This window comes from Acinetobacter sp. NIPH 284 (assembly GCF_000369425.1).
Taxonomy (GTDB): Bacteria; Pseudomonadota; Gammaproteobacteria; order Pseudomonadales; family Moraxellaceae; genus Acinetobacter.
In genome coordinates, this window is the sequence record NZ_KB850006.1 from 1 (window position 1) to 23988 (window position 23988).

At 35.4% G+C, this 23988-nt stretch carries 15 protein-coding genes and 6 pseudogenes; 14 read left to right on the top strand and 7 right to left on the bottom strand.

Annotated features, from left to right (window positions below):
- Positions 1 to 95: 95 nt before the first annotated feature.
- Positions 96 to 1123: pseudogene (locus F908_RS00340) on the bottom strand (ISNCY family transposase); the annotation flags it as partial.
- A 314-nt stretch (positions 1124 to 1437) separates the two neighbouring features.
- On the opposite strand from F908_RS00340, the gene F908_RS00350 reads away from it, so the two are divergent.
- Positions 1438 to 1725: a BrnT family toxin gene (locus F908_RS00350; protein ID WP_005155676.1), complete on the top strand. Its 288-nt coding sequence runs from the start codon at positions 1438 to 1440 to the stop codon at positions 1723 to 1725.
- Positions 1712 to 2023, top strand: coding sequence for a BrnA antitoxin family protein (locus F908_RS00355; RefSeq protein WP_005155677.1), 312 nt, complete (start codon positions 1712 to 1714; stop codon positions 2021 to 2023). The genes F908_RS00350 and F908_RS00355 overlap by 14 nt, the downstream gene beginning before the upstream one ends.
- A 78-nt stretch (positions 2024 to 2101) precedes the next feature.
- Here the strand turns inward: F908_RS00355 and F908_RS15815 are convergent.
- Positions 2102 to 3193, bottom strand: a pseudogene (locus F908_RS15815) (IS4 family transposase).
- Positions 3194 to 3323: 130 nt separating this feature from the next.
- Positions 3324 to 3545 carry a helix-turn-helix domain-containing protein gene (locus tag F908_RS00370; protein ID WP_034602463.1) on the bottom strand — a complete coding sequence of 74 codons (222 nt, stop codon included), beginning with the start codon at positions 3543 to 3545 and terminating at the stop codon, positions 3324 to 3326.
- Positions 3546 to 3740: 195 nt separating this feature from the next.
- On the opposite strand from F908_RS00370, the gene F908_RS00375 reads away from it, so the two are divergent.
- The gene (locus F908_RS00375) at positions 3741 to 3992 is read left to right on the top strand and encodes a hypothetical protein (protein WP_005155685.1); all 252 of its coding nucleotides are present in this window, start codon (positions 3741 to 3743) and stop codon (positions 3990 to 3992) included.
- 65 nt (positions 3993 to 4057) lie between these two features.
- Here F908_RS00375 and F908_RS00380 read toward each other — a convergent pair.
- Positions 4058 to 5107 (bottom strand): annotated as a pseudogene (locus tag F908_RS00380) (RNA-guided endonuclease InsQ/TnpB family protein).
- A gap of 144 nt (positions 5108 to 5251) precedes the next feature.
- Here F908_RS00380 and F908_RS00385 point away from each other — a divergent pair.
- Positions 5252 to 5431, top strand: a pseudogene (locus F908_RS00385) (IS5/IS1182 family transposase); the annotation flags it as partial.
- Between the two features lie 11 nt (positions 5432 to 5442).
- On the opposite strand, the gene F908_RS00390 reads toward F908_RS00385, so the two are convergent.
- Complete coding sequence (locus F908_RS00390; protein WP_034602465.1) at positions 5443 to 5634, bottom strand: transposase; 192 nt, start codon at positions 5632 to 5634, stop codon at positions 5443 to 5445.
- Positions 5635 to 6831, bottom strand: a complete 1197-nt coding sequence (locus F908_RS00395; RefSeq protein ID WP_005155689.1) for a tyrosine-type recombinase/integrase — start codon at positions 6829 to 6831, stop codon at positions 5635 to 5637. It lies immediately after the preceding gene.
- Between the two features lie 241 nt (positions 6832 to 7072).
- Here F908_RS00395 and F908_RS15295 point away from each other — a divergent pair.
- The 3 genes and pseudogenes from F908_RS15295 to F908_RS00410 all read left to right on the top strand — a co-directional run.
- Positions 7073 to 7997, top strand: a pseudogene (locus F908_RS15295) (IS5 family transposase).
- Positions 7998 to 8246: 249 nt separating this feature from the next.
- Positions 8247 to 8996: a metallophosphoesterase family protein gene (locus F908_RS00405; RefSeq protein WP_005155690.1), complete on the top strand. Its 750-nt coding sequence runs from the start codon at positions 8247 to 8249 to the stop codon at positions 8994 to 8996.
- A 31-nt stretch (positions 8997 to 9027) separates the two neighbouring features.
- Positions 9028 to 9246 (top strand): annotated as a pseudogene (locus tag F908_RS00410) (S16 family serine protease); the annotation flags it as partial.
- 194 nt (positions 9247 to 9440) lie between these two features.
- Here the strand turns inward: F908_RS00410 and F908_RS00415 are convergent.
- Complete coding sequence (locus F908_RS00415) at positions 9441 to 10142, bottom strand: IS1 family transposase (protein WP_005155693.1); 702 nt, start codon at positions 10140 to 10142, stop codon at positions 9441 to 9443.
- 247 nt (positions 10143 to 10389) lie between these two features.
- On the opposite strand from F908_RS00415, the gene F908_RS00420 reads away from it, so the two are divergent.
- From F908_RS00420 to F908_RS00450, 7 genes are all read left to right on the top strand, one after another.
- Positions 10390 to 15165, top strand: coding sequence for a hypothetical protein (locus F908_RS00420; protein WP_005155694.1), 4776 nt, complete (start codon positions 10390 to 10392; stop codon positions 15163 to 15165).
- Positions 15166 to 15267: 102 nt separating this feature from the next.
- Complete coding sequence (locus F908_RS00425) at positions 15268 to 19320, top strand: DEAD/DEAH box helicase (RefSeq protein ID WP_005155695.1); 4053 nt, start codon at positions 15268 to 15270, stop codon at positions 19318 to 19320.
- A gap of 4 nt (positions 19321 to 19324) precedes the next feature.
- Positions 19325 to 19948 (top strand): hypothetical protein, encoded by a 624-nt coding sequence (locus tag F908_RS00430; protein ID WP_005155696.1) that lies wholly within the window; start codon positions 19325 to 19327, stop codon positions 19946 to 19948.
- 53 nt (positions 19949 to 20001) lie between these two features.
- Complete coding sequence (locus F908_RS00435) at positions 20002 to 21030, top strand: IS701 family transposase (protein ID WP_081399852.1); 1029 nt, start codon at positions 20002 to 20004, stop codon at positions 21028 to 21030.
- Between the two features lie 228 nt (positions 21031 to 21258).
- The gene (locus F908_RS00440; protein WP_005155699.1) at positions 21259 to 22416 is read left to right on the top strand and encodes a PIN domain-containing protein; all 1158 of its coding nucleotides are present in this window, start codon (positions 21259 to 21261) and stop codon (positions 22414 to 22416) included.
- Positions 22403 to 22867: a PIN domain-containing protein gene (locus F908_RS00445; RefSeq protein WP_005155701.1), complete on the top strand. Its 465-nt coding sequence runs from the start codon at positions 22403 to 22405 to the stop codon at positions 22865 to 22867. The genes F908_RS00440 and F908_RS00445 overlap by 14 nt, the downstream gene beginning before the upstream one ends.
- Before the next feature lie 10 nt (positions 22868 to 22877).
- A complete protein-coding gene (locus tag F908_RS00450) occupies positions 22878 to 23981 on the top strand; it encodes a coiled-coil domain-containing protein (RefSeq protein WP_005155702.1) in 1104 nt (367 codons plus the stop codon).
- The last annotated feature ends 7 nt before the right edge of the window (positions 23982 to 23988 follow it).

Consider the following 23988-nt stretch of genomic DNA (forward strand, 5'->3'; position numbering starts at 1 on the left):
ATCGTCTATCGTGGAATAGCGATACCTATTGTTTGGACATTGCTCAATAAACGTGGAAATTCAGATACAAAAGAGCGTATTGCTTTGATTCAACGCTTTTGATTTTCTTCGGTGTTTTCCAGGAGATATACGCATTTATCATAAGTAATCGTCAGGCTATTCGTGACTCTGCGGGGTTCACGCCAAGTAAAAATATCATCTAATTCTTCGGCTGTTTCAGTGATAGGCCGATGTGGATTCTTAGGATTAAAAGCCAGCTTGGCGAACTTCTGATTGAACTGCTCAATGAAGCAGGGTAGCCAGGCATTAGCTTGCTCAATCGAACAGATACATTTCAGGTGCATCTCCTTGATCAGACGATCCTGAAGGGTTCTGTTAGCACGTTCCACACGGCCTTTGGCCTGCGGTGAATTAGCGAAGATGATATCGATTTCAGGGTGCTGAGTACACGTCCAAACTGGGTAATCTTAGTGTCTTTCTTGCTGCTTTGATTCACTCTAAAGACTGAATGTTTGTCGCTGTAAAATGCTAAAGGCTTACCGTGCTGTTCGACATATAAGCGTGTTGAAATCATATAGTCAAAGGTTGATTCTGACTCACAGAAGCGTAAATGCTGCAATTTTCCTGTAGCATCATCGATAAACACCAGCAGACAGCATTTAGCAGCGCGTCCTTCAAACCAGTCATGGTGTGAGCCATCAATTTGGATCAGTTCACCAAAGCAATCCCGGTTGTAACGAGGCTGATACGGGCGTTTCAGGCGCTTGGATCGAGGAATCCATAAGTCAGCTGCAATCATCCAGGAACGCAGGGTTTCTACTGAAAGATCGAGTCCATGTACGGTGGTGAGCTTTTCATGCGCTAAAGTGGGCCCGAAACCATGGAGTTGGTCAGAAACAATATTGAGGCATTTGAGTCTGAGTTCTTCAGGAAGTTTGGAATTGCTGATTTGGCCACGACCGGCATGGGCTAATGCAACTGGACCTTGGGCTTTGTATTTCTGCAGTAAGCGTCTGATCTGACGTTCTGAAATATGAAGTAGCTGAGCAGCCTAGGATTGAGTTATGCGTTGATCGCAGATTTCCTGCAAGACCGACAATCGTTTAAGTTCTTTATCCGACATAGACACCAACATATCAAACCGTCCGCTAAGGAAATTGCAGAAGTGCATATTCTAAAAGCGGACATTTTTACTTTGGAGAAACCGGACATTTCTATTTTGGAGTTACAGTTCTTTAAAAAATTATTGTTTTTCATATAGTTAAAAAATTTCAACCACCCTAAAAAACAGCAAAAGGCCGATTTTGAAACAAGTCGGCTTTTTATTCAGCGAAATTGTCACTTTCAGCCAATAAAATTGACCAAAAAAAACTCTATTCAGCTTGAGCGATACAATTATGTGATACATTATTGTATATACAAATTTGAATGTTTTTTATGGAACAGTATTTCGAATGGGATGAGGCAAAGAATCGAAAGAATCAGAAAAAGCATGATATCTCTTTTGAAACTGCAAGCCTTGTTTTTGAAGATCCTCTACGGATCTCAATCCAAGACAGACATACCAATGGGGAAGAGCGTTGGCAAACCATTGGTAAGGTTAAAGGCGTACTGATGTTATTAGTCGCTCATACCATCTTTGATGAAGATGACTGTGAAATCATACGAATCATTAGTGCAAGACAAGTAACCAAAGCGGAGCGCAATCAATATGAGCATGGTTAGATATACACGCGAAGAGCTGAATGAAAATTTCAGCAACAAGCAAGATGCTGAAGTTGAACACTTGCTTGCTAAGGGAACGGTTCCTGACGATCAGCTAGATCTATCAGATATTCCTGAAATTACAGACTGGAGTAATGCTATTCGTCATGGGCAATTTTTTCGTCCAGTGAAGCAACAAACGTCAGTTCGTCTTGATGCGGATGTATTAGCATGGTTAAAAGCACAAGGAAAAGGTTATCAAACACGTATGAATAAAATTCTGCGTGAAGCAATGCTAAAAGATTTAAAAAATCATTAATAAAAATGGGAGCTTAGGCTCCCATTTTTAATTTAGTATAACGTGTATTATGCTAATTTTCTCTGTAAACGACAAATTTCATAGGGACCTTGTCCTATCAGGCTTTTTCTTCCTTAAAATTGCGAGCACTTTCTTAAATTTTTCTTTTTTTCCAAAACCAATCAAACGTAGAATAGCCATTTGAACATAGTCCAAACCGTAGCGAAATAAACTTACTGAAAGTCGTCCATGCTTCTTTCGTTTTATCGCTTTTTTTTTGATCATGTTGCCATTCACCTGTTAAATAGCACCAACAGAAACCGATCGCTAGCACTGCTATCAATTTCTTGACTCGTCTAGGGTCTGTTAAACGAGTATTTTCAAGATTGAATCCACGTCCTTTGAGACAACTAAATAAGGTTTCGATTTCCCAGCGTAATGCATAATCACGAATAGCAGAAGCATTAAACATAGGAGAAACAACAAGTAAAAGTTCTCGATCTTCTAATCGTAGCGCACTAATATACAGTTTCACTCGACCAACCCAAATACGTCGTTTACGACATTCAATTTGACCAACTTGAAGATGATGAAATAAATCACTAATTTTATGATTCTTGGCTAAGTGATTGGTCACAATAAAGTTTTTTTAACACGTATACAGAAGCTAATGTCATTTTCAATTAACCATGTAAACCATTTCTCACCGATAAATTCTCTGTCTGCAAACACATTTACAATATGATCTTTACCAAAAATGGAGATAAAGCGTTGAATCAAAGCAATACGCTCTTTTGTATCTGAATTTCCACGTTTATTGAGCAATGTCCAAACAATAGGTATCGCTATTCCACGATAGACGATGGCTAACATCAAGATATTGATGTCTCGTTTTCCCCATTTCCAGTTGGTTCTATCCAAAGTTAATTGGACTTTATCGAATGAAAATATATTGAAAATTAACTGAGAAATTTGACGATAATTGAAATACTGATCTGCAAAGAAGCGTTGTATACGTCGATAAAATGATTATGGTAAGCACTTGATGGGTAAGGCTTTAGATGCAGAAGAAAGATTACATGTCTGTTTTACAATTAATGCCAGCATAATCAGTGTAAAACATTTTACATGTGCCTTGTTCCACTTTAGATATTTGTTTAAGATGATATGTAACCCATTGAAATGTGTCATCATATTCGTCGTCAGAAAACAAGTATTATGCCATTATTTCAATGAGTTATCTTTTTTTGTCGTGTACAAAGTTATATTTTATAAACTCAGCATGAGACCAGTCGAGTAAACTTATCAAACGAAGTATTCATTAATTCTGCTCTTCAAGAGCATCTACATACTCAAACAAGTCACTCATCGTACAGTTAAAGTATTTACATAACTTATCAGCGACTGGTAATTCAATACGTACAGCACGGTCATAATACATACTTGTGAGCGTATTGCGATTGATACCTGTTGCATGCACCACCTCACTTAATTTTAAAATTTTTCTATCGCCCATGAGCCTAGATAACTTACAAGTAATCATATTTAAATTAACTTACAAAAAAATAACTTGCTGCGGGTTATTTTAAGTTGTTGCCTGAGTAATACTTTGCTAAAATTAACCTACAGCAGGTTATTACAACTTATAGAAAGTATATTTTATCCATTTCAAATAAATTATAACTTTTTAAATATAAGGATTGAACCTGCATTAGATTATTTTGTGGAGATGACCGCCGTGCTACCGAATGAGTTATTGATCAGCCAGCAAGCTCGTGACTTAGGAAACCAATTAATTAAAGAAATGAACATCAATAGAAGTTACGGAATGGCTAATTTTCTTGGAGTAAATACTTGCTATGATAATCATCAGGCTGTACTTATTTGGACATTTCAACTTCTTGAAAGGAAACCTACCTTAAACGAATTAGCAGAAATTAAAAAATATTTTCTTTTAATCTTTCCAGATAGTGTTTATCAATTAGCCTAAGTTGTTTTTAAAAATTAGACCTCTTGCGAAAGTAAAAACCACCTCAATTTGACATCCTCCCCGACCTAAAGGACGGGGATTCCTCCTCCGAGACGCTCATGTCCGAGCGCAAGAATATTCAGTGCGGAATTTATATCCCGATCCCATGAGCTACCACACTCACGACACTGCCATTCTCTTATTCCAAGTCCTGCTCTACCTTTCGGACTACTGGAGCGTGAGCCACAGCACGAGCAAGTTTGGGTGGTATAGGCCTCATTGACTTCTTCATAACATACCCCTGCGTTCTCGCATTTATACTTGAGCATGGTTCTTAGTGTTGTCCAACTGGCATCTAGCACTGATTTAGCCAATCTAGTCTGTACTAACGCTTTGGCATTCACATTGCCAACGAAGATGGCTGCATGTTCATTCACCAGTTTATGGCTGAATTGATGCAGCATATTTTGACGGATATTCTTGATCTTGGCGTGAATCGCTTTGACACGTTTCTTGTTTTTTGCACGGTGTGCTATGCCAAGTTTTTATTCATATTGCCGATAGATTTTAGGGGCTTTCAGCTTTACACCGTCTGAACAAGTCGCTAAATCTTTTAAACCTAAGTCTATGCCGATTGATGTTTTGGCGGTGGTTTTTTCAGTTTTAATTGAATCCACAACCAAACAAACGTACCAACGCCCACGGCTATCTTCTACGAATGAGCCTGTTTTGACAGTGTATTTTGATAGTCCATAGCTATCCCATAGCTTGAATTGGTGTTTACCATATTGAATATAGCCATCAGCATATTTAATTGCTACTTTCTTGAATGGAATCCAACCTAAAGAACGCCTAGCTGATTTTTTATTACTGACACGCCATTTTAGTTTTGCTTTCTTAAATTGCTTACGTCTTGTCACTAACTCTTCGGTCACTGCCTGTATGGTTTGGCTGTGCAAGTTACATTCTCTTGATGTACCTTTAGTATATTTCGCTACATCATAGGCTGAAAAGAATTGCTATTTGCGCTTGAAACACAAATCATTGACATAATTCCAGACAAAATTTACTTCGGACGCTAACTGATTTAGCACCTTGTAATGTTTGTCTTTTATGCGTAATTTGAGTGTCTTCATCCAATTATTTTAACAGTATTTTTCTTAATAGTGACTATAGTACAAGGATTTAAAACGACATTTCATGTCGTTCGTATGGCTTACACTAGTCGCTTATATCCTCGGGCTAAACCCCGAGGTTTTACGCTCCAGTGGATAAATTTCATGAGATATCAGAAATTAAATCGTTTTTCAGATTCTGAATTCAAACGCTTGGTTGGTGTACCTCGACAAGTTTTTACTGAAATGGTAGAGGTTTTAGAAAAAGCAGAATCACTCAAAAAGAAATCAGGCCGTCCTCATACTTTAGATATAGAGGATCAGTTGTTATTAACTCTCAATTATAGTCAAACCGCTTAATTACTCATACACTCGTTAAAGAAACGACCAAAAAGCTTATCTATTGAGTTAACCAACCATTTTTTCCTTTTTGCTTTCACCCATGCCCACATTTTTTCAATAGGATTAAGGTCAGGACTATAAGGTGGTAACCAAAGTATTTGATGCCCATGTTGGAGAGTTTTTCTATATAAAAGTATAGTAATCACCTAGCCATTACTTAAATAATCACCCCACCACTGCATCATTTCAGTCCGTTGAACTAAGTAATCAGCATGATTATAACTGGCACGGGTACGGTTCTTATCAATATGTGAAAGTTGTGCCTCAATCCAATTATCTTGAAACAAACCTGAGTCATTCAAAATGGTACTAAAAGTGGAACGTAGTCCATGAGAGGATAATTGATGTTTTCCATAGCCCATCTTACGTATAGCCATATTTAATGTATTAAAATGAATCGGTTGATTGTGTTTCCGTGGGCTAGCAAAAATGTACTTTTCACCGTATGACCATTGCATGACGTCTTTTAAAATATCTAAAGCCTGATCTGAAAGTGGAACTAAGAAGTCGGGAATCTCATGGCCTAATATGACTTTTCGTCGAAACTGTTTAATATGCAAGGCAGGTATTTTCCAGATTTTTTCATTTAAATCAAAATGATGAGGCTCAGCCAATAACAATTCAGCCCCTCGCACGCCAGTATGTAATTTGAACAGCAGTGCTTTTTTAATAATCGGATGGGCATCCAATTTTAATAAATTTTTCTTAAAATCTGATATATCCTCCGCTTTCAAATACGGATAATTCTTCTTGATTTTACTGTTAATGGCGATTTTATTTAAACCATGCGCGATGTTGAATTCACAATAACCCATCGCTACAGCGTAGTCATAAATTTGGTTCAAATAACTACAAGCTTTCTTGACAGGTTCTTTTACTTGGCGTCCCTCTATTTTTTTGATTACTGAAACCAGGTCATAACGCTTGATGTTTTGAAAAGGTAAATCCTGAAGGTCTGGATAAATATCTTGCTGTAAACATCTTTCTGCTAACTGTAGTACACCGCAGCGGGGTGAATCATTAAATGCATTTTTCAGTTTGAACTGCAGCCACTCCTCCCCTACCTTACGAAAGGTGATGACATTAGAGACAGTATCATGCTCAAAACAATAATTATTGTCTTTAAAGTCATCTTTGACTTGTCGTGCCTTTTTCAGCGATAAATCAGGATAAAGCCCCAACTGAATGCGGCGACGTTTTTTTGTTTGTGGATCTGTATAGCGATAGCACCAAGATTTTCTTCCAGTCGGCTCAATCTTCAGGCTAAGTCCATCTTCATCGGATAAAAAACAAGTTTTTTCCTTGCAATGAGCTTGGCGAACTTTAATTTCAGTAAGACTCATGAAATTTAAATGAAACCTATCAGCGGATTGACGAGATCCATTATATCAAAATAGAAGAAAATATATATGATGCGTACCATACGCATCATATATAAATGTAATATATTGTTTTATATATTTATTATTGAAAATGCTATGGTTTTAGTAACCAGTATAGTTACCATCATTACATACTTAAATATCCAACGGCTTTGTTGCACAAACCTATCTCTAAAGGCTTATTCCACAATATAATTTTGAGATGAATAAGCCTACACCTAAAATCTACCGTCAACCAATTGGTCAACATACAACCGAGCTCTCATTAATCGTGGGAATATTGCCATTTGGTTTGATCCAAAAACACAATGGTATGCTCAACCAAAAAGCAAACATGGTCGAAATCAAACTTACTCCAACACAGCCATCCAATGCTGTTTAATGATTAAATCCATATTTCGTCTTTCTCTACGCATGGTCACTGGCTTTGTGCAAAGCCTGATTAAACTTTGCGGATTAGATTGGGCGGCACCAGATTACTCGACCATTTGCAGAAGACAAAAGCATATTGATATTCAAATTAACTATTAACAGAGTTGCAATGGGCTGCATCTACTTATCGACTCCACTAGTTTGAAATTTCTAGGTGAATGGAAGCGCAAGAAACATCAGCCTGAATATCGTCGACAATGGCGTAAACTACATATTGGTATAGATGCTAAAACCCTACAAATACGTGCAGTTCAGCTCACTATGAATAATGTGAGTGATTCAAAGTCCTCGGGGATTTACTTGATCAAATCCCGTTGGATGAACAGATTGATTCAGTTTATACAGACGAGGCTTATGACATAAAACAATGCCGTCAGGTCATTGTAGATTGACAAGCGCATGCAATTATTCCACCCAGAAAAAATGCAAAGCCGTGGAAAGATACAAAAGTTCATTCGCAAGAGAGAAATGAATTACTAAAAATAGTTAAGCGCCTAGGACGAGTCCTTTGGAAAAAGTGGTCTGGTTATCATCGGCGAAGTTTGGTCGAAACCAAGCTGCATTTCATCAAATTGTTAGGCGATAAACTCTGCTCAAGGAATTTTGACAGCCAAGTGAACGAGATCTATGCACGTGTAGCCGTATTAAATAAATTTACAGAATTAGGCAGATCTCATACCCAAGTTGTAACCTAAATTTTAGCAACTTAGGAATACTTTACCTTCAATGGCTTTATGCAACAAAGCCTCTTATGTGCATAAATTCAATTGGTCAAATTTTATGACTAATATTTAATCAATTAATTCAAAAAAATTAACTATATTCTTAAAGGCTTAAGCATACAGATGAATATCTTCTAAACTCTACAATATTTAGTTGATGCATAAAGTGATCAGCTACTTAACCCTATAAATTTAGTAATTCGATTTAATCAAGGAAATATATTGAAACTGCAAATTTTATCGGATACTCACAATTCCAAATATTCAATATCAGAAGAAGCTGACGTAATTATTCACGCTGGCGATTTTTCTAATCGTTTGAGTGGTGTAATTGAGTTTACAGAAATATGTAAAACGCTGAATAAAAAATTTATCTTTGTTTTGGGTAATCATGATTACTATTACTCTAACTACAATTCAGTCGTAGATTTCTTGAAAGAAAACTACCCTGAAAATGCACTACTTGATCACAACCATATCAAGGTACAAGATAAAGTATTTGTAGGTGGCACACTATTTTCGAACTTCCGCTCCAATTCCCCACTTACATCTCATAAGGTACTTTTACAGTCCCAAAAAGTTGCTGAACAATCGATTTATGATTTTGATCAAATCATGATTGGCAGTGATCATCGAACTATAACTGCTAATGACTACCTAGAACTATTTAAAAAATATCACCAAAATATTATGCAATTTAAGGGTCAAGATAATGTGATCGTCATTACTCACTTTCCACCTCATTTAGCTTGTCTTGATCCATATTGGGGAAAGCATCCTATTGCATCAGCCCTAAATCCTTATTTTATAAATGACTTGGATGTTAAAGGTTTCAAACTTTGGATTTCAGGGCATACGCATACATCAGTGGATACTTTAGTCGACGAATGTAGATTAGTAATCAATCCTTTAGGTTATCCACAAGAACAAGGAAAAAATGGGTTTAGAGAAAATTTGATCATCGAAGTTTAAATTGTCATACTCGTATTAAACCCATTCAACCCTACTGGGGAATATGAGTCTGGGTGGAAACGTCACACCGGTTGAAAGTATTGCTGAATGTCTTCAGGTTGCATTCGATGCCGGAGCCAAGAAAGTCGCTTTGCCAATGAGTAGTGCCGCAGATATCCCAACCATTCCAGTTGAGCTGTTTACCAAGTTCCAGACCAGTTTTTATGCTGATCCAGTAGATGCTGTGTTTAAAGCTTTGGGGGTGGATTAAGTTAAATTTGTGTAACTAAAATAAGATATTCCAAAATCATGATGATTTTGGAATAGATCTATACTGTATATGAGCTATTTAAAAATTCGGTTGCACTCGCAATTAATCCAATTTCTTGTTTTATTTTTCATATATATATTTATAATTTCTTCACTAAATAATTATTTGGCAGTGTTTCAAAAAGTATGCTGGCATTAGACGAATCCATTGTTGATATAAAAGAACTCTAAATCAAAGGCTTTGAGATGATTCTCAAGCTTTTTGGAGAAGTTGCAACTTCTCCTAAATCCTCGCCTGATTCGATGTCGTAATCGACAATTATTGCCTTCAATACCCACAGTGAAAAACTTACCAATCAATTGTTTACACTTTTGAAAGGTTGTAACAAAACTATCCCAGTTGTCACTCGATATTCGAGCATAGCTTATTCCTAGCTGCTTTAATCTTGCCTTAAGCCGTTTTGCAGTCGCTAAATCTCGCTTACCCCAAACATAAGCAACTATCTCACCTGTTTCTCGATGATAAGTATAAATCAACCATTGTTTATTCTGCTTATTGCCAACAAAAGTCCAGAACTCATCTACTTCAAGGGTTTCATAATGACTTTGCTGTGCTTGGATCTGATATTTTGATTGACTCAGTGTACGTAGAACTTTACCAATACTGACTCTTTCAACTTCTGCGATATCTCTAACGCCACTACCTCGCGCCATGAGGTGTAATATTTTGGTTTTTATGCCTGAGTGGCAACCTTGATAGCTAAGTGCATGATCACCGATAAACTGACGTTTACATATTTTACATTGGTAATTTTGTTTACCATCCACTTTTGTGCCATTTTTCTTTATACTGTCGCTCAGGCAGGTAGGACATTTGATCTGTAGAGTGATTAGCATTTCTCTATAGTATCAAATTCTTACCTGTTTTTTTTATTTCAGCATACTTTTTGAAACACCATCAAGATAAGATAAGATAAGATAAGATAAGATAAGATATTTACGATAGATCATGAATGAGCAACTTATTCAATAATTTAGTATTTTTTTGTATAATAATTGTGTTTGATAAAATATTTTATGTGAGATTGTATGTATGGCATACAAATATTAAGAAAAGAAGAATTGTTCTTAAAAGCTGGTGGTTATGTACGTTTATATTTCAGAAACTTGTCAACAAGAAGCGAAACTTTATCAAATCGAACAAAAACTTGAGGAATTGGCAAATTGGGTAAAAAAAGGCAGCCGCCCAGATTTTTTTAAACTCTTTGAAATATTTCAGCATCCTTATTATGTACGAAAGAGCATTGGTTACCGCTATCGGCTCTTAGCTAAAATGATTGATGTACCTTTTGAGGAAAAAAATTACCAAATTGTGGTATTTTTTCGCTTATTTTTGCGAGGTGATGATGAGTATAAAACGTTGTTCTGTCAAGCAGATAAGCATGGAGATTTCTTTTATAACCAACAAAATCTATATATAGAAATCGCTAGCTATGTCGCAAATATTGCGAATTCTAGCTACAAGTCATCAAATGGGCCAGTTGCTGTAAGAATTAGTCACAGTGACAGTTTAGCCTATTTTATTCAAGCAAAGACTAATCTCTTACAACTTAGTCAACGCGCTAATAATGAAGAATATTACCAAGAAGACATAGGATGGTATTATGGTGCACGTCCCTTTTTGACTGAGGATGATTTACAAACAATATATCAACATATTCAAAAAGGTCTGGATACCCTAGAGCCACAATATTTTGACATTAATGACACCTCATTAGAGTTTCAAACATCACCACTACGGCTAAATTTAGCACATGATGCACCTTTAGAAGCCTTTAAGCGTTATTTGCCGTCTGATACAGTATTTGACAGCGATAGTTGGTTAGCACAGCAGCGAAACGCTTTACCGTTATATCTCAATGCTTTTCAGCAAACCGTCTGTGATGCAATCTTTCAGCAAAATGATAGTTTTCCTTTATTGGTAAATGCACCTGCCCTACATGGTAAAACGAGTCTCCTTGCCATATTGACGGCTCATTACCTCTTGCAACTGCCTGGTGTTAACCAAAATGTATTACCTGTCTTATTCATTTGCCAGACGCATGAGAAATTACCATTGCGATTAGCTATTGCTAATTACTTGTATTATCAAGCCAATAATAATAGTAGCATTCAATTGGATTTCAGCACGCTTACAAGAAAAATTGAAGCATGTTGCATGGATATACAGGAACTTGCTGAAAGTTTAGTAGCGAATCTTAATGCAAATTTTGATCAAGACTTATTTATTGACCGTCATAAATTTGACAAGCTATGGAACAAAGCTCCTTTTATTAAAAATCAAAAACTTAGTTATATTCCTGCTGAGTTAGCGTGGTTTGTAATACAACATATCATCAAAGGCAAACAAGACATCTTGGGTGAAGGTAAAGCTTTTGGTGAGAGCTTAACAAACTATTCAGGATCAACAACCGAACTGCATCAGCTAATCCATGATGAGATTTGGCTTGATTGGTATCAGCCACTGCAAGAAGAGGGCTATTGGGATTTACATGACCTCTTAGCCTTTGTTAATCGACAAAGCGATTTTTCACAACGCTATGCCAGCATTTTGGTGGACAATGCTGAGCAGTATTCGAATCTAGCTATGCAAGTCATGTTGCGCTGTAGCGAGTGGTGGGAGCGACCTAACTTATTTATTCAAGCTCCGATTGTCTTTATTGGCAATATCTACGCTAGTATTCCTCATAAGATTTACCACTGGCAAAACGAATTAAATACCCTGTTGTATCGCTTATACCGTGATCAAAGCAATGATGAACAATTACAAACGCAACGTATCGAGTATGACGTAGCCGACTTCGTAACCACCACGAGTTATGCATTGCAAACTCAACGCAGTAAAACCAATCTGATAGCATTCGATAAGAGCTTAAATGCTGAAACGGTATTAATGGAAACGCAGCTTTTATTTATCGATACCAATGATGCTGCTTTAACCCAAGCTTTATTACTCAATCATAAAATAGCCTTGGTTGTGAATAGTAATAGTCGTGATGCTAAAAATATTTTAAAAAACACCAAAATGGTAGGTGATTGGTTTTACTATGCAGATGTCACACAGATAGAACGAAGTTGTTATAGCCTAACGTTGCTACCCACTAAGCAGCATAGTTTGGCCTTGTTTGGCTTTTCTCATCAAGATTTTTCCTATTTTAAGCAAGATAGTAAAGAATTTGCGTTTTTAGACTTTGAGAAGCGCTATCAACTCAATAGCATTTTAAATTCGCTTAGGGCCGCTGTTCAACAAGGCTTAAAACGGATTTTAATTTTGGGGAAAACTGAAGAGTTACCGCTCTGGCAAGCCCTATTTGGCTCGGTTTTAGGCGCAAGTACTATTCAAACTGCCACATTTGAAGATGTTAATCCTAGCTATCAACAACAGACTGAGCAGTTTCTCATTCAGAAACAGCAAGCCCTTGAAAGTAGTGATATTGAGTTGATATTTAATGTTGCGTTACAACATTACCAACGTTTTGAATACCCGCAATATTTTTATTTACTGCTTCATATCTGCGAGTTAACTCAAGATTATCAAGATTACTTTGACAACTTAATGAATGAGCAACAGCAGCAGCTCACCTTTGAATATTTATGGCAACATGAGAAAGTTCAAGTTATCTTAGATTATCAAGACTACTTTACTAAATCGGCTCGCTACAACATCATGGGCTTACAAATCATCAATGATTTGCCATTATCTTTATCTTTTGAACAAGCATTTGTATATGTAACCAATCAATACGTCAAACAATGTCAACAACAGCCGTATGCAACCTATTGGCAAGTAGTTTTTGAAAGCATACTGCAAAAGTTATTTGATGAAACGCTGAGTATTAACTGGTCTGGTATTCTTAATCAACTGCATAAGTTAAAAGACGCGGGTATCGATATACCACTCACTGTGTTTGCAATGAGCTATTATCAACAAGGTAATAGCGAAAAATCCATGAAACTATGGCAGCAAATAGAATCCAATGATTCTACGGTCCTATTACCAAAAACCTATTATGAACATTGCCTAGAAAAAACCACCGATTGGCAAGAGCAAGTATTAATTGTAATAAAACTAAAAAATTTGGGTGCACTGATGAATATCCTAACCAACCATGAACTAAACGACTTACAAGCTCACTATTGGGATAAAATCCTACCTTACCTGACCGAAGAAGATGAGCTTGAGACAGTCCTATTGACGTTATTACCTCAAATTCATGCCCCAGAAGTCTTAGAGAGAATCTATCAATATTGCCAATTTGACGCTTCAGAGAACTTTTTGGTGCGTCTGCAGCGGCTAAAAACGCTTCAAGCTTGTTTGCAGGGGGACTGGGATACAGTCATTGAGCGTCTACAACATTATGTCCCTGTTCAAGATACTGACGACATGATGAGCAAGTTGTCGCAAGTGTTTACCACTAAGAAGGTCATGCGTGGTCCAAACCATATGCAGAAAACTGTGATGCGAGACAAATTACCCAAACCTAGCGATGAAATTGTCGATGTATTATATGCATTGAATCTTAACCCTGATATTTATATGCCGATGACCGTGGCAGAATTTGAAGAATATCAGAAAATAGTTCCTTTTCAAAAAATATTTGATTTAATTCGTCAGAATCTATCATTACAGTCAAACGATGATTTTAATGATGTTTTATGGAGTATTGATTTCCCTGCGGTACGTGGCCTAGCTTATTTATTGGAAAAAAGTGACGATCCCACAGATGCCCTCGTATTCTATGCCAATATTACAAGTTTCAGTAAAAATAAAAAGCTCATTACGTTTGCGATGGAGCGTTTGTATCTCTTACTCAACCGAGCTAAAAAGTTCATTGAGGGTGGTTTAGATATCTCAAATTTCACCTCAACTAACAGCGAAGAGGAAGCCACAGATGATCTAACCACGCTCATCAATAAGCTTGAAAAGCATTATGGTAAATTATTAAAAGACATCCGAATTAATGATGACGCGATCAATTTACCTACCCTAAAAACCTGTGAAGAGCTTGTTAAGTCAATTCTAGCCTTGACCGATAAAGAACATCGAGAAATTCAGCGAATTGCACAAGAACAACGCCAAGCGATGAAAAAGCAAGAAGCAGAAGCTAAACGTATCGAAGAAGAAGAACAGCAACAAGCTGAGCAACGTGCACGAATTGAACATGCCTTGCGCCTAAAAGAGATTGAAGAAGAACAGCGAATTCAGGCTGAACAACAAGACCAGCAACGTTTAGAAAATGAACGGTTAGAGCGTGAGCAATTGCAACAAGAAATTGCGGCACAAGCAGAGGTAGAAGAGTCAAAAACAGGTCAGGAGCAAAATATAGCTGTCGATGTCGAGCAATCCTCATCATGCGCTCAAGCTTTAACCAAGTCTGAGCATTTAGACGAATGTATTGCTCACTTTGATAAGTCATTTGAAGAAGTCCTTGTACTAGATGATTTAGATACATCTAAAATCTGTGTAGTCAATGAAGACTATAATGAAGCTAAGCTGCAAGACACCAAACAGATGGCTGAACAGCCAAATAATATTAAACAAGCTATTGGAAATCCTGCTTTGTCTCAATACAATACGATAGCCAAACCTGCGATCATGAAAGCAACAAGCGAGTTGCAATTTTTTCATTGGCGAGTATTTGTTAGTCGTATGCTTAAACGTGTGAATATTGAAGACACAAATACGGGGGAGCGTTGCTCTGTCACTTTAGAGGATGGTGTTTTCAGTAGTGATTGGCCTTATTCTCAACTCGAGGAAGCTTTTACCTTTATCGCAATACCCTTGATGATTATAGTTAGCAAAAATAGTGTGGTCTTAAGCCATATTGAGCATGGCATAGAGCTAAAAATTCATTTTTAATTCTCTATATAATTGGATTTGAATAAGTTGTTATAAACTGAAGGAAATTTTTTAACTTTACTAAGATGTTTAATATCTAAAAATCATATAAGCGAGATTTTAATGTTCTCATTTGCAGATTTATTTAAAGCTGATTTAAAGCCTGAAGAAGTCGTAGGCCCTACTTTACCTACAGATAATGTTAATCCTATCTCAGAAGTAATTAATGAAATAAATACTACTAGCATAAAGAATTTTATTTTTTGGCGATTGCCTGAAAGTGAAGCTCGACACCCAAATCAGGTTACCTTGGAAAAATTAGGTCAGAAGGTTGTTCGCACTTTCCGAAATTATTCAAACCAATTTCCGGAATTATCAACTAAGGATTTTGAAGAAGTTGCTCAAAAATTTTGCGAAAATTTTTTCCTTAGTGATTTTGATCAAGATATTACAGCTTATCTTGCTAACTTATCTTTAAATGATAATTCTGAGAAACGAATTTCTTTATCAATTCGTATCCCTGCTCATCCGATTTTTAATGAGCATCTATCACAAACTATCGCCGTAGCTGTGATTGGCTATTGCCCTACATCTACTAATAATCCCATTTTTATTCCTGAAAATGTTATTTTGACACACGGTAATATTGAACCAACTAACTATGAAAGTGAGGTTCAAGCTGAATTTCAGATGTTGAATTCAGAACAATTTCCACCAAGAAATCGCCAAAATCTACTTAAAAAAGAATTCACTCAATCATTACCAAAATATGCTGTAAAAACTAAAGAAAGGCTATCAGGTTGGCTAGACTTCTTACGTTTTAAAAATAATTTAATAAAACATAAAACGCAAGGTTTACGCTATTTGAATTGGCAATTTAATGAAGAATTAGGACAGGTACAATTTTGGGTAATTGCTGAAAATGAACTTGCACTTAGGAAAGCACGTTCTGCATTTAATCGACAAAGTCTGCATGCATTCAATGTTAATGTCTCTACTGAACCATTTCGATTCAATTTAAAACAAAATAGTGACAGAGTTGAAAGTAGTTTTGCAGGTTTAGGGCAACTATTAGCAAAAAACGGCATTCAAAAAATTGATATTAAAAAAGATAAAAAATTAGTAGAACAGATGCAAGCAATAGCAACATCTTTACTAGAGGATGGAAAAAAAACTAATAGCTTTGATATTTCTCAAGCAGTATTTGCGACTGTTTCAGTGGAAATTTCTGAAGATTTAGCGAACAAATTGTCGCAAATAACTGATGAAATAGATGAAAATGGACTAAATAAGCAAGAGAAAATAGAACAAGTATTCAAAAAGCTTCCTCATACAGGATTTTTATCTATTTCATTAGTAGGTGATTTAGCTTTAGTAAAACGTCATGAAAGAGCTGTGAAGAATTTACAACAAAATGAAGGATGTTATGCGCCTTATTTATCTAGCTACTTATTTGACATTGCAAACGCCAACGAACCTGATCAATTAGTTGATGTAATAGAATGGTGTAATAAAGAGCTTAATGATAAGCAAAAATTAGCTGTCCAAAAAATGTTGTCTGCACCAGATATATGTCTCATCCAAGGACCACCAGGTACAGGCAAAACTACAGTTATTGCCGAAGCTTGTTTGCAATTCACAAGACGTGGAGAGACGGTGTTACTTGCAAGTCAAGCACATGATGCCTTAGATAACGCATTATCTCGCTTACAAGATAACCCTGAGTTACGTGCAATTCGTTTGGCTAAATCAGTTAATCGTATCACTGATGAAGGTAAAGAATTTACAGGTGAGAGTGTTTTAGCTAAGCATTATCAGTCTTTAAAACGGCATATTACAGATGAGTATTTATCCCCTATTGACGATTTGAATGGAAAAATATTAAAACTAAAAAATTGGAAAACGGATGCAGAATTTATTGCAGCAGATTTGCAAAATCTACGCCTTGAATACCAACAGAAAAATAATGAATTACAGGAAGCGAAACAGAGTTTATCAATTCATCAAACAGAATTTGATAAAAATATGGCTTTTTTCAATAAACAGACTCAAGCCGTTGAGTTAATAAATACATTATTAAATGTACTAATTAGCAAACAACCATCTCAAACTCTATCCAGTATTCAGGGTGGATTACCAAAAAGTTTACTACCTTTAGCTCAAAAAATTTGCCAACTAGAAAGTATAAATATCAAACAAAGTTTTAGCTATGAATTATTGTTAGCTGATACAGATAATCAGATCGCAATTTTTGCCAATTTATGGAGTAATTGGTGTAAAGTGAAAGAGTCTGCTGGAAAAATGCAGATTGATTTAGAAAAAATAAAAAATCAGTCATCAGGTACTTTAATTGATACAGAAACGCAGTTAAGAATAGCTGAATTGACGCAAGAAATTGACGATATTACCCAGCGTTTAGATGAGGGTGAGGACAATGATGAATTATCTGCATTGTGGACACAAAAACGCCGTGAACGTAAAGCTTTAAAGGATAACGCCATAGCATCTGGCGGACTCAATCTTGACGTGTACAAAATATTTGAGGATAGTGCAAGTTTTACTCAGAACAACAATGTAGCGGAATTAAAATTATTATTAACACATCGTTTGCAAAAAATACATTCGATTGATGCTGATATCAATAGTCTGTTAGTAGATATTATCCATCAATTAACTAATGAACTAAATAGTTACAATATTCAAAAACCAAGCGATGAGCACATTATTCTTCAGAAGAAAAACATTAATGAGCTTGAAATTAACTTAAATAAAATTGTGGATCGTGGTAAGGAAAAGAATGAACAAGGGAAGCAATGGTTAATTAATGGAGGCTTTAATAATAATTTAGATTTTATAGAAACTGTAAAGGTACAGGAAGAAAATATTTTAAAGCTTAATCAACAATTAACTGATATGCGTTCCCAAAACAAAGATTTTTTACCTTTGCTTGAACGCTTTGACACAATTTTAGGTAACCCTACTGAACATGCTCAATTAGATTGGAATGAATTGGAAAAACCTTTTCTTGAAAGTTGTAATTTGGTCGCAATCACCTGTAATGAAAATGAACGTACCTTAAGTGAAAATGAGTTTGATGGTTTTGATGTAGTCATTATTGACGAGGTTTCAAAAGCAACACCCCTAGAGTTACTACTACCTTTGATGCGTGGTAAAAAAGCTGTTTTAGTTGGTGACCATCGACAATTACCTCCTGTATTTAATGAGGCGGACGGCTTAACTTTTGAAGATGAGGTTGAAAGCAACGCAAGCGATGAAGACCAAGAAGTCTCTAACACTGATTTGACTGAAGCAAATCTACACAAATATGAAAAGATGGTTACCGCCAGCTTATTTAAAGAATTATTTGAACAGGCACCTGAAAGTTTGCGTGAGCGGTTAAACATCCAGTTTCGTATGCATCCTGATATTATGAATATGATTAATTTTTTCTACGATAAGCAGCTAGTGTGTGGCAACCCAGAAAAGGAAAGGTTGCATAATATCGCATTCAAAGGATTATTATCTAAACAGGATCATGTGCTATGGATTGATACCACAGATGATGAACAAGGCAAACGATTCAAGATTGACGATGGTCAAGGAAATATTAATAGATTAGAAGCACGTATGATTGCTCAAACGTTAGTAGAAATAAATCGACAATTGGAATTAGAGGGTTATCATAAAGATAATAGAATGAAAGTGGGTGTGGTGTCATTCTATCAACCACAATGCCGTGTAATTCGCGAAGAAATTCGTAAAGCTACAGGTAAAACAAAAGGTTGGTTTTCTGCATTAGATTTGGAAATCAATACTGTTATTCGTTATCAAGGTAAAGAAAAACCAATTATTTTACTTAGTCTAGTCAAAAATAATGGTGGGGATTTAAATCAAAGATTTCGTATTGGGCGTGCCAATATTGCACGTTTTGAATTTATTAATGTAGCGATGTCGCGGGCACAAAATCTTTTATTAATATTTGGTGCGAGAAATATGTTAGAAAACCGAGAAGTCAAACTACCAAGAATGGATGAAAAAGGTTTTGATAAAAAATTGGTTTATAAAAATATGTTCAAGTTTTTAGAATATCAAGCTGAGAGTGGGAATATTTGTCTAGCACAAGAATTTGCAAATGTTTTGCCTAAAGTATCATCTAAATTGAACAGTAAAGGTTAGCACAATGAGAAAACTAAAGACATCTATTTTTGGCTATCCTATTTATACAGTTACGACCACTTATCATTATCGCAAGGTTGGCGTACCCACAGTTTTTGAAGAGTTGCTAATGAGTCTAGCGGCTGAATTTCCACAGTTAAAGCAAAAGAGCATAGGACAAATAGCGAAGGTTCTCAAGCTAGAACCTACATTTATCCGTCATACCTTAAGTACGATGAAAGATATAGGTATGATTAATTTAGATGATACGGAAAATTTAGAAGAACTAGCAATTGCAAATTTAACATTAACTGATACAGGTAAACAATTCTATCAAAGTAAAAAAGTTCCAGGTAGACGTAGAACTGCGATTACTGAATTCTATTTTAATCCAGTAAGTCAAAAATATGACAAACTTAATAAAGCCTCAAAAATAGATATTTCTTTTGAACAGTCTTTATTCTCTATTGATGAAACTTTATTGCCTACATTAAGTCGAAATGAAGTTGAGTCTCAGCAGTGGTTTGATAGTGATGTGGCGTTAGAAGATAATGGCATTACTCATTATATCGAGCAAGAAAACTTCCAATCAGTGCCTGTAACCTTGTCTCTTGATGATAATTTCCACCTACAACTTGATAGTAGTTAGGACTTACGCATTGACGGATTCAAAAAAGTATTAAAATAGTTTATAAAGTATCTGTGATCAGACGAACTAAACATGCTTCTACAGCAACTTGTACATTACCCATTTATATGGGCTTTCTCATGACAGAACCGAACTCTATTAGCTGCACACAACTTGCCGAGACTTATAATATCTCGCATGATAGTGTAAATCGCTTTCTGGAGCGTGAAGACTACACACCTCACGACCTATATCAAGAAGCAATTCAACATATTGATAATAATAAACTTATAGTCAGTATTGATGATACTGTTTTAGATAAACCATATAGTCAACATATGGACTTGGTTAGCTATTTTTGGTCAGGCAAACACCACCGATCCGTCAAGGGGATTAATCTCATTACCCTGTATGCGACAGATCAGAATGGTCAAAATATTCCAATTAATTTCCGAATTTATGACAAATCTGAGGGTAAAACCAAGAATGATTACTTTATGGATATGTTAAGTGAAGTACTTAGTTGGGGTGCAAAGATTCAATTTATTACAGGTGATAGTTGGTATTCATCGACTGGAAATCTAAAAACCATAAGAAAATATGGTATTCGATTTATGTTTGGTATCGACTGTAACCGTAAGGTTTCCCCAGAAAAAGGACAATGGTTTCAACTGCGTTTATTGCCAGATTTTCATCAGGGTCAAGTGGTCTGGCTCAAAGATTTTGGCTTTGTACAATTATTTAAGACTCAGTTAAAAGAACAGCAGAGGTTTTATATTGTGCATCAAGATGAAGATGATTTATTGTCCTTTGAGGGTTTTCATGAATTACATTCAAGTCATTGGAAAATAGAGCAATATCACCGAGTGATTAAACAGGTTTGTCATATTGAAAAGTTTCAAGTAAGACGATCTAAACTGATTTTGAATCATATTTTTGCAGCCTTGATGGCCTACGTCGAGATACAAAAGAACCAGTTTGAGCGGATCTTTGAAAATGTATATCGTTGGCAGAAGAAATTATTTAGACCAATCATCAAAGACTTCATTGATGACTTTATTCTCGATAAAAATCATCTCCTACCACAGAGAATCTATAAATAATAGTGCGTAAGTCCTAGTAGTGATAAATTATTTAATGAATGGATTAAAACTCGATCATCAGATATTTTAGAGACTAATATTCTTAAACCTTTACTAAGTGCTCCAAATAAGATTTTAAATGAACATATTATTGAGTTAGAAAATAGCGATAATTATGAAATTTTATCGCTTGTATTAGCTGACCAAAAATCAGATTTAACTAAAGTTGAAAATACGATTACTGTTCAATTGCTAGATGCACAAAACATAGCTAAAAATATTCCTGCTTTAATTTTATCAAGTAATTCAACTAATGCTGCTCTAGAGGGAAAACATTTATCCATACCAAATCCCCTATCTATAAATGACAGTATTACTCAATTATTTTTCCAATTTAATAGTGATAATATATTTATAGAAGAAGTAGGATCTCTATTATGCTATTTTGATCATCAACCTTATCACCTACCTGTTAAACGACTCTCTAAACAACAAGGTAATTGGATTATCAATCTACCAACTTTTATTTCGCCTAATAATGACACGTTAATATTCTTGGCAAACTTTATACAAGAAGATGTACTTTTGGCAAAATTGCCCATCATGAATGTAAGTCAAGCAGTGCAATTTCATAAGGATGTGGTAAAGACATGGAATAAAGAATTCATGCCTAAATTGTGGACAGAAAAAATAAGTCCAATTTCTAATGAAAAAGAGTTGCAAGAATTTATAGAATATTTCAATCATGCATCACTCAGCTTGAAGCAAATTACTAACGAATTACAGTTCTCACTATTTGATTTAGGCATTAAAAATAGTAAGTCACCTATCCGAAAAATTGTAGAACTTGTTGAATTGTTTGATATGTATGACTCATTAAAACTATTGGATTTTGAACATTGGGATTTAAAGATTATTAATCTAGATACATTAAATAAAATTCAATATTGGCAAAATGCATGTGACAAGTTACGAATAAATTATCCAAATTTCTACTCACAAACTTTACAGCAGTTCTCCGAAAAACTGCTAACGTGGGAACAGAAAATAAGAAAAATATTTAAGTTACAGCAAAGTAAATTTGCTATTTTAGACACCAATTTTATTCGCAAATATTCAGAAAAATTGCCTGAGATACAAACTACTCATACGGTGATTCTTCCCAAAGTTGTTTTGAGTGAATTGGATTTCCAAAAGGAAAAAAATAGAAAAGAGATTGATAATGTAAAAGAAGAATTAAATCAACATAACATTCTACATGAGCGTGAGTTAAAGGTAATTGGTGGATTTACTGAGAAAATTAAAGCAATGAATTCAAGTATTACAACCGTAGAAGATGAATTAGCAGAACTCAAAAAGAAATTAAAAGGTTTAGTTGAGGAGGAACGAAATAATGGCAAAGAATAAAAAAACAAACAATTCCAAACTCGAAAAATCACCAGAGATGCTAGTAATTGAGCAAAAAATAACAGAGTTAACTCAAAAGAAAATACTATTAGAAGCACAAAAATCTGAGTTAAATAATAAGAAATCTCATGCTGAAAGCAATATGCGTGAAACTGAAAAAAAACAGCTAGAAACCACACGTGTATTAGAAAACTTAGAGGCCGAGGCTTATGAAATTAGAGAAGCAATTCGTAATATTGAAAACCTAAAATTGGCAACCAATATCGAGTCTGCGCGCGATGAGATTCTTTCCCTTATATCAAAGGGTACGCAAAGTAACTTTAAGAACAGTCAAAATGATGATGAGCTTTTAGCAGTTGCTTTATCGTATAAATTAAATGATGTAGTTCTCTATACAAAAGATAAAAATTTAAAGAACAAAGCAACTGCATTCGGAATTGTGGTGGCTTAGGAGTATAATTATGAGTGCAATTCATGAAAGACAATGGCGATTAGAGCGGGAACGACAAATACGTGAAAAAGAACGTAAACGTCGTGAACAAGAGATTAAGCAAATGACTTCAAGTTATTTGCAACAATATGAACAACGACTCCAAGCCTTAGAACAACAAGGCTTGGCACAATTTGTGAATACACAAGTTAGTCAAATTCGTAATGAGATAAATCGCATTCGTTTGATGAATGCTTATGATGGACGTAATCTAAGTTTTGAAATAAGAAATCAGATTCAATCTTTGTGGTCAGAGGCGATAGAGGCTAGGCGAATTGAAGAAGAACATCAACAATTTTTGGCTCAAGAAGCACAACGTGAGGCGGAGCGATTACAGGAACAAAAAGAACAGGCATGGCAGCAAGCTACTAATTGGGAAAATAAATTAGCAAGAAATTTAGCATTTAAGACCTTATCTTTTTTAAAGAAAAAGGTTAAAGATGAAAATTGGGATATTATACAGATTCAAACTGCTATCACTGCTATAAAACATGAGTTTGAACAAAAAGCTTTTGAAACGCAAGCAACCTCAGCCAAACAAATACAACAAAAGTTAGTCAATGAAGAAAAACAGAACCTACTTAAAGTAATTGAAACCACGAATTTACCTCAAAGTCAGTCAGAACTTTTGAAACAACAGCTTAAAGAAAGTGATGGCGAAAATTTATCTGAGCTAGCAATACAAATCAATCAAGCTGAAGACGTTACTTTAGAAGATGAAGCTGTGCGTAAAGAAATGGTAAAAGCTGTATACCAATCATTAAAACAGGCAGGTTTTACTGTATTAAATCCTAAAAAACAAGGCGATGGAGATGATAGTGTTGTAGTAATCCAAGCTAGTCGTCCGCAAGGCAACCAAGCAAATTTCCGTGTGAAATTAGATGGTTCTGTGAGATATGAATTTGATAACTATAAAGGACAAAGCTGTAAGAAAGATATGGCTCAAGTATTACCTAAATTATCAGATATTTATGGAGTAGACTTATCGGATGAGCGTGTAATTTGGGAAAATCCTGATGATGAATCAGCAACATCAAAACCGATAACACCTATCCATACATACCAAAAACGCTAGAAAACGA